7 protein-coding genes and 2 pseudogenes are annotated in these 8,024 nt (G+C 66.8%); all 9 read left to right on the forward strand.

Going from position 1 to position 8,024, the window contains the following annotated elements; all coding sequences use genetic code 11:
• Positions 1–180, forward strand: a 180-nt coding sequence (locus AB3X43_RS11140; RefSeq protein WP_369429914.1) for a hypothetical protein, incomplete at its 5' end; no start/stop codon positions are given.
• A gap of 11 nt (positions 181–191) precedes the next feature.
• Positions 192–398 (forward strand): restriction endonuclease subunit S domain-containing protein, encoded by a 207-nt coding sequence (locus AB3X43_RS11145; RefSeq protein ID WP_369429915.1) that lies wholly within the window; start codon positions 192–194, stop codon positions 396–398.
• A gap of 39 nt (positions 399–437) precedes the next feature.
• Positions 438–746 (forward strand): hypothetical protein, encoded by a 309-nt coding sequence (locus tag AB3X43_RS11150; RefSeq protein WP_369429916.1) that lies wholly within the window; start codon positions 438–440, stop codon positions 744–746.
• Between the two features lie 19 nt (positions 747–765).
• A complete protein-coding gene (locus AB3X43_RS11155) occupies positions 766–942 on the forward strand; it encodes a hypothetical protein (RefSeq protein WP_369429917.1) in 177 nt (58 codons plus the stop codon).
• On the forward strand, positions 932–2,014 hold the full coding sequence (locus tag AB3X43_RS11160; RefSeq protein WP_369429918.1) for a Fic family protein: 1,083 nt from the start codon (positions 932–934) through the stop codon (positions 2,012–2,014). Before AB3X43_RS11155 ends, AB3X43_RS11160 begins: the two co-directional genes overlap by 11 nt.
• Positions 2,015–2,118: 104 nt before the next feature.
• A pseudogene (locus AB3X43_RS11165) lies at positions 2,119–4,350 on the forward strand (type I restriction endonuclease subunit R); the annotation flags it as partial.
• A gap of 18 nt (positions 4,351–4,368) precedes the next feature.
• Positions 4,369–5,370, forward strand: a pseudogene (locus AB3X43_RS19565) (DUF3387 domain-containing protein); the annotation flags it as partial.
• Positions 5,371–5,507: 137 nt separating this feature from the next.
• Positions 5,508–7,697: a catalase/peroxidase HPI gene (gene katG / locus AB3X43_RS11170; protein ID WP_369429920.1), complete on the forward strand. Its 2,190-nt coding sequence runs from the start codon at positions 5,508–5,510 to the stop codon at positions 7,695–7,697.
• Positions 7,698–7,776: 79 nt separating this feature from the next.
• On the forward strand, positions 7,777–8,024 hold a 248-nt coding region (locus AB3X43_RS11175; protein WP_369429921.1), incomplete at its 3' end, for a YbfB/YjiJ family MFS transporter.

The raw sequence follows: 8,024 nt of genomic DNA on the forward strand, positions 1-8,024 counted from the left end.
CACGATCGGGTTCAGCTCTATCGTCATGCCCTCCAGTCTGGCTCATCTTGCCGTGCTGTTCGGGTCGGTACTGCATTCCGCTTTCAGCCGATCGAGGTCACCTTGAAAGCACTGGGCACTTGCGGCCTGTTTTCTCCGAATTGGCGAGAAATAAGCAAACGACCGGTCTTGGTCATGTGACTGTGGCCGACTTGAAGCGACTCCAAATAGTCAAGCCAAATAATCTGGTTATGGTGGAGTTTGACCGTTTAATAGCGCCTGTTCAGTCGCGGATTTTCTCAAATGAGCAGCAAGCTCAAACCCTCGCCACCTTGCGCGACACCCTGCTCCCGCGCCTGATCTCCGGCCAACTGCGCCTGCCCGAAGCCGATGAAGCCCTCGCCGAGGCCATTGCATGAACACCGGCCAAGGCGCGAGGATCGGGCTACCTGATCACCGTGGTCCTGGTCTTTCTGGACAGCGCCGACCTGTGCCTGCGGCGCATCGCCGAACGTGTCGCACAAGGCGGCCACGACGTGCCCGAGGACGACGTGCGCCGACGCTTTACCCGTGTCGTCCCGGTGTTCTGGCAGCAGTACCGCCCGCTGGCCCACCAGACACTGCTGGTGTTCAATGGCGGCGAGTCGTTCTCGGTGGTCGCCGAGGCCCAAGGGGATGCCTGGGACATGTACGACGACCAGATGTGGACCACCTTTCAATCCTTCCTGCCCACAGACGACCATGAAGATCCATCCTCCGAAGACTGAACACTGGTCCGCCCCTCTGGTGCGCATCGGCAACCAGGCGGTGCGCGAGGCCCAGGCCCGCAACCGCGAACTGGGCATTCCGAACTGGTATTCGCTCAATGGCCGACTGGTCAGCGATGCCGAGCCCAAGCCAGTGAATCACGAGAACGCCAGTGAAGAACCTGCTTGGCACCCGAAGGCCACCGATGCCGTTTGACCGCCTGCAGCCCTACAACGGCCTGCCCTTGCTGCCCCCAGCCACCGAGCTGGAAACCAAGGCGGTGCTCAAGCAGGTGATTGCCGCCCGCACAGCCTTGGCCGAACTCAAGGGCGCCGCCCACCTGCTGCCCAATCAAGGCGTGCTGATTCAGGCCATCGGCCTGCAGGAAGCCAAGCTGTCTTCCGAAATCGAAAACGTCGTGACCACCCACGACGACCTGTACCGTGGTTTTGCCAACGACGGCGAGGGCGCCAGTTCGCAGACCAAGGAAGTGCTGCGCTACAAGGATGCGCTGTGGCAAGGCCACCAGTGGGTCAAGCAAGGCATGCCGCTGACCACGCGCTTGTTCGAATCGCTCTACCAGGAGGTCAAGCAGGCCAATGACGGCGTGCGCCGTCTGCCCGGCACCCGGCTGGCCAATCCGACGACCGGCGAGGTGATCTACAGCCCGCCCGAGGGCGAGGCCGTGATTCGCGACAAGCTGGCCGACCTGGAACGCTTCATCAACGAGCCCTCCGACCTTGACCCGCTGGTGCGCATGGCGGTGGCCCACTACCAGTTCGAAGCCATCCATCCCTTTCCGGATGGCAACGGCCGCGTCGGCCGCATCCTCAACATCCTGCAGTTGCAGGCCGAGGGGCTGCTGGACGTGCCCATCCTGTACCTCTCGCGCTACATCATCGACCACAAGGGCGACTACTACCGGGGTCTGACCGGCGTGACCGAACGCAGCGAGTGGGAGCCCTGGGTGCTCTACATGCTGCGCGGCGTCGAGCAGATGGCACAGATGACCCGCCAGCGCATCCAGGCGGTGATGGCCTTGATGCAGTCGGCCAGTCTGGAGGCCGAAAAGGTGCTGCCCAAGGTGCAGGTGCCCGGCATCCTGGAGGTCGTGTTCCGCCATCCCTACTGCAAGGTGCGTTTTCTGGAGCAGGCCGGGCTGGGTTCGCGCCCCACCTGCACCAAGTACCTGCGCGCCCTGGTGGCGGCCGGGTTGCTGCGCGAACAGGCCGTGTGGCGCGAGAACTACTTCATCAACGACGCCTTCTTCGACGCCCTGTCGCGCTGACAGGGTGGAAGGCTCATGTGCAAGCCTTCAACATGAGAACCCTGTCATGAGAAATTCCCAGCATTTTCTTTGCATGACGAACCCCTCATGAGAAGTTTCTTGCCATGACCGAAGACCAACTCGAACAAGAAACCCTCGCCTGGCTCACCGACGTGGGCTACACGCACGCCTACGGCCCCGACCTCGCCCCGGAAGGCGTCACCCCCGAGCGTGACCACTACCGCCAGGTCGTCCTGCTGCGCCGCCTGCGCCGCGCCATCGACACGCTGAACCCGACCGTCCCGCCCACCGCCCGCGACGACGCCCTACAGCAAGTGCTCGACCTCGGCACCCCGTCGCTGCTCGCCGCCAACCGCCACTTCCACCGCCTGCTGGTCACTGGCGTACCCGTGCAATACCAGCGCGGCGGCGAAACCCGCGGCGACTTCGTGCGGCTGATCGACTGGTCCGACCCCACGCGCAACGCGTGGCTGGCGGTCAACCAGTGTTCCATCACCGGCCCGCGCCACACCCGCCGCCCCGACATCGTGCTGTTCGTCAATGGCCTGCCGCTGGTGATGATCGAGCTGAAGAACCCGGCCGACCTGAACGCCGACGTGTGGAAAGCCCTCCAGCAGCTCCAGACCTACCAGGACCAGATCCCCGACGCCTTCCAGTACAACGAGGTGCTGGTGATCTCGGACGGCACCGAGGCGCTGCTCGGTTCGCTCTCCGCCGACGCCGAGCGCTTCATGGCGTGGCGCACCATCGACGGCGTGGCGCTCGACCCGCTCGGCCAGTTCAACGAGTTGCAGACGCTGGTGCGCGGCGCGCTCGCCCCGGCGTACCTGCTCGACTACCTGCGCTACTTCGTGCTGTTCGAGGACGACGGCCGGCTGGTGAAGAAGATCGCCGGCTACCACCAGTTCCACGCGGTGCGCGCGGCCATCACGCAGGTGATCGCCGCGTCATGCCCGGACGGCGACGAGCGCACCCGCGGCAAGGGCGGCGTGGTCTGGCACACCCAGGGCAGCGGCAAGAGCATCACCATGACCTGCTTCGCCGCCCGCGTGATGCAGGCGCCGCAGATGGAGAACCCCACCATCGTCGTCATCACCGACCGCAACGACCTGGACGGCCAGCTCTTCGGCGTGTTCTCGCTGGCGCAGGATCTGCTGCGCGAACGGCCGGTGCAGGCGACCACCCGGCAGGAACTGCGCACGCTGCTGGCCAACCGCCCCTCGGGCGGCATCGTCTTCGCCACGGTCCAGAAGTTCATGCCCGGCGAGGACGAGGACGTGTTCCCGACGCTCTCGGCGCGCCGCAACATCGTCGTCATCGCCGACGAGGCGCACCGCACGCAGTACGGTTTCGAGGCCAGGCTGAAGACCGTCAAGGCGCTCAAGTCACCGAAAACCAGCCACGCCACGACGCTGCTGACCACCGGCACCGGCGAGGCGCCGACCTACAAAGCCGAGTTCGTGCCCCCCGCGAGTGGCCTGGACCTTCCCCATGAGCGCCCGTTGGAGCGCTACCAGGTCGGCTACGCCCAGCACCTGCGCGACGCGCTGCCCAACGCCACCTTCGTCGCCTTCACCGGCACGCCCGTGTCCAGCACCGACCGCGACACCCGCGCGGTCTTTGGCGACTACATCAGCGTCTACGACATGCAGCAGGCCAAGGAGGACGGCGCGACGGTGGCGATCTACTACGAGAGCCGCCTCGCCAAGCTAGGCCTCCAGTCGGACGAGATGGCCACCATCGACGACGAGGTGGACGAACTCGCCGAGGACGAGGAAGAGAGCCAGCAGGCCAAGCTGAAGAGCCGCTGGGCCGCGCTGGAAAAAGTGGTTGGTGCCGAGCCGCGCGTGGCCCGCGTGGCGGCCGATCTGGTGGCGCACTTCGAGGAGCGCGCCAAGGCGCAGTCCGGCAAGGCGATGGTGGTGGCGATGAGCCGGGACATCTGCGTCCACCTCTACGACGAGATCGTGAAACTGCGCCCCGATTGGCACGACGCCGACCCCGAACAGGGCGCCCTCAAGATCGTGATGACCGGCTCGGCCAGCGACAAGGCGCTGCTGCGGCCCCACCTCTACAGCGCGCAGGTCAAGAAGCGGCTGGAAAAGCGCTTCAAGGATCCGGCCGATCCGCTGCGGCTGGTGATCGTGCGCGACATGTGGCTGACCGGGTTCGACGCGCCGTGCCTGCACACGCTCTACATCGACAAGCCGATGAAGGGCCACAACCTGATGCAGGCCATTGCCCGCGTGAACCGCGTGTTCAAGGACAAGCAGGGCGGGCTGGTGGTGGACTACATCGGCATCTCCAACGAGCTGAAGGCGGCGCTGAAGGAGTACACCAGCAGCCAGGGCCGCGGCCGGCCGACCGTGGACGCGCACGAGGCGTACAGCGTGCTGGCCGAGAAGCTCGACATCCTGCGCGGCATGCTGGCCGGCACGAACCACACCAGCCCGGGGCATGGCTTCGATTACAGCGACTTCCTGACCGCCGGCCACAAGGCGCTGGCGGGCGCGGCCAACTTCGTGCTCGGTCTGAAGGACGGCAAGAAGCGCTTCGCCGACACCGCGCTGGCGATGGGCAAGGCGTTCACGCTGTGCTGCACGCTGGACGAGGCCAAGGTGGTGCGCGAAGAGGTGGCGTTCTTCCAGGCGGTGAAGGTGCTGCTGACCAAGCGCGAACTCAGCCAGCAGAAGAAGACCGACGAGGCCCGGGAGCTGGCGATCCACCAGATCATCAGCGCGGCGGTGGTGTCCGACGAGGTGGTGGACATCTTCGACGCGGTGGGGCTGGACAAGCCGAACATCGGCATCCTCGACGATGCGTTTCTCGCCGAGGTCTGCAACCTGCCCGAGCGCAATCTGGCGGTGGAACTGCTGGAGCGGCTGCTGGAAGGCGAGATCAAGGCGCGCTTCGCCGGCAACGTGGTGCAGAACAAGAAGTTCTCGGACCTGCTGGCCGATGTGGTCAAGCGCTACCAGAACCGCTCGATCGAAGCCGCGCAGGTGATGAGCGAGCTGGTCGAGATGGCGAAGAAGTTCCGGGTTGCCGCCGGCCGCGGGGAACAGCTCGGGTTGAGCGAGGACGAGGTCCGCTTCTACGACGCGCTGGCGAACAACGAATCGGCGGTGAAGGAACTCGCCGACGAGACGCTGAAGAAGATCGCCCACGAACTGACCGAGAACCTGCGCAAGAACCTCACCGTGGACTGGTCCGAGCGCGAGAGCGTGCAGGCGAAGCTGCGGCTGATGGTCAAGCGCATCCTGCGCAAGTACAAATACCCGCCGGACCAGCAGGACGCGGCGGTGGAGCTGGTGCTGCAGCAGGCGAAGGTGCTGGGTGACGCCTGGATGGGCTAGGCCGGGCAGCCGCCTCGAACCTGTCAGACCCTATCACCAGGATTACAAAAGGCAAATGGATCAAGGCCTGCCTGAACTCCTACAGTGGGTCCATCATCCAGACGCCCATCTAGACGCCATCTGTGAAGGAGAGTCCCATGTCCGCAGAATCCAAGTGCCCGTTCCACGCACAGCCGCAGGTGACGGCCGGAGCGCCGTCCAACGCCGGCTGGTGGCCCCACCAGCTCAAGCTCCAGGTCCTGCACCAGCACTCCCCGAAGTCCGATCCTCTGGGCACCACCTTCGACTACGCCGAGGCGTTCCGGCGGCTGGACCTGGAGGCCGTCATCCGGGATCTCCACGCCCTGATGACCGACTCGCAGGACTGGTGGCCGGCCGATTTCGGCCACTACGGCCCGCTGTTCATCCGCATGGCCTGGCACAGCGCTGGCACCTACCGCATCCACGACGGCCGCGGCGGCGCTGGCACGGGCAACCAGCGCTTTGCGCCGCTCAACAGCTGGCCGGACAACGTCAACCTCGACAAGGCGCGGCGCCTGCTCTGGCCGATCAAGCAGAAGTACGGCCGACAACTCTCGTGGGCCGACCTGATGATCCTGGCCGGCAACGTGGCGCTGGAATCGATGGGGTTCAAGACCTTCGGCTTCGCCGGTGGGCGCGAAGACATCTGGGAACCCGAAGAGGATGTCTACTGGGGCGCCGAGAAGACGTGGCTGGGTGACCAGCGCTACTCCGGCGACCGTGCGCTGGAGAACCCGCTCGCCGCCGTGCAGATGGGCCTGATCTACGTGAACCCGGAAGGCCCGAACGGCCACCCGGATCCGCTGGCCGCTGCGCGCGACATCCGCGAAACCTTCGCCCGCATGGCGATGGACGACGAGGAGACGGTGGCGCTCATCGCCGGCGGGCACACCTTCGGCAAGACCCACGGCGCGGGCGACGTGCAGCACGTCGGCTCCGAGCCGGAAGCCGCCGGCATCGAGGCGCAGGGTTTCGGCTGGGCCAGCACCTTCGGTGCCGGCAAGGGCGGCGACACGATCAGCAGTGGTCTGGAAGTCACCTGGACCACGACGCCGACCCGGTGGAGCAACAACTACTTCGAGAACCTGTTCGGCTTCGAGTGGGAACTGACGAAGAGTCCGGCCGGCGCGCACCAGTGGACGCCGAAGCAGGGCGCCGGCGCTGGCACGGTGCCGGACGCGCACGATCCCGGCCAACGCCACGCGCCGGCCATGCTGACCACCGACCTGTCGCTGCGCTTCGACCCGGCCTACGAGGCGATCTCGCGGCGGTTCCTGGCGCACCCGGACCAGTTCGCGGACGCGTTCGCCCGTGCCTGGTTCAAGCTGACGCACCGTGACATGGGGCCGGTGTCGCGTTACCTCGGCCCGCTGGTGCCCAAGGAGACGCTGCTGTGGCAAGACCCGGTGCCCGCCGTGGACCACGCGCTGATCGACGCACAGGATGTCGCCACGCTGAAGGCGCAGCTGCTGGCCAGCGGGTTGTCGATCCCTCAGCTGGTCACGACGGCCTGGGCGTCGGCGGCCACCTTCCGTGGCAGCGACAAGCGCGGCGGTGCCAACGGGGCGCGCATCCGCCTGGCGCCGCAGAAGGACTGGGCTGTCAACCAGCCGGTCGAACTGGCGCAGGTGTTGCGCGCACTGGAGGCGGTGCAGGCCGCCTTCAACCGTGCGCAGACCGGGGGCAAGCGGGTCTCGCTGGCCGACCTGGTCGTGCTGGGCGGCTGCGCGGCGGTCGAGGCGGCGGCGAAGCGGGCGGGCCACGACGTGACCGTGCCCTTCGCGCCGGGCCGCACCGATGCCACGCAGGAACAGACCGATGTGGCCGCGTTCGCCGTGCTGGAGCCCGTGGCCGACGGGTTCCGCAACCATGTGCACCCGGGGCTGGAGGGCTCGGCGGCCGAGCGGCTGATCGACAAGGCCCAGCTGCTGACCCTGACCGCTCCGGAGATGACGGTGCTGGTCGGCGGCCTGCGCGTGCTGAACGCCAACGCCGGGCACACCCCGCACGGCGTGTTCACCGAGCGTCCCGAGACGCTGACGAACGACTTCTTCGTCCACCTGCTCGACATGGGCACGCAGTGGCAGCAGTCCGCCACGGCCGGCGGTGTGCTCGAAGGGCGCGACCGGGCCACGGGGGCGCTGAAGTGGACGGGCACGGTCGTCGATCTGGTCTTCGGCTCGAACGCCCAGCTCCGGGCGGTCGCGGAGGTCTATGCCAGCCGCGATGCCCAAGGCGTGTTCGTGCGCGACTTCGTGGCGGCCTGGAGCAAGGTGATGAACCTGGACCGCTTCGACCTGGCGTGAGGGGGTCGGGTGGCTCCGCCCGCCGAGGGTGTCGCGCGGGTGCGGGCCGCCGCCGGCCGGGTGCAGTATGGTCGGGGCCATGACACCCCATTCCCACGATGCCACCCGCCTGCGGGTGTTCATGGCCGGTCTGTCGAGCCTGATCCTGGTGCTCGGCATCGCGCGATTCGCCTACACGCCGCTGCTGCCGCTGATGCAGCAGCAGGCTGGGCTGGGCGTTGCCGAAGCGGGCTGGCTCGCCGCGGTGAACTACGCTGGCTACCTGAGCGGCGCAGTCCTGGCCGCATCGATCAGCGATCTGGTGCTCAAGGACCGGCTCTACCGGGC

It is taken from the genome of Sphaerotilus sp. (assembly GCF_041083715.1).
Classification (GTDB): Bacteria; Pseudomonadota; Gammaproteobacteria; order Burkholderiales; family Burkholderiaceae_C; genus Sphaerotilus.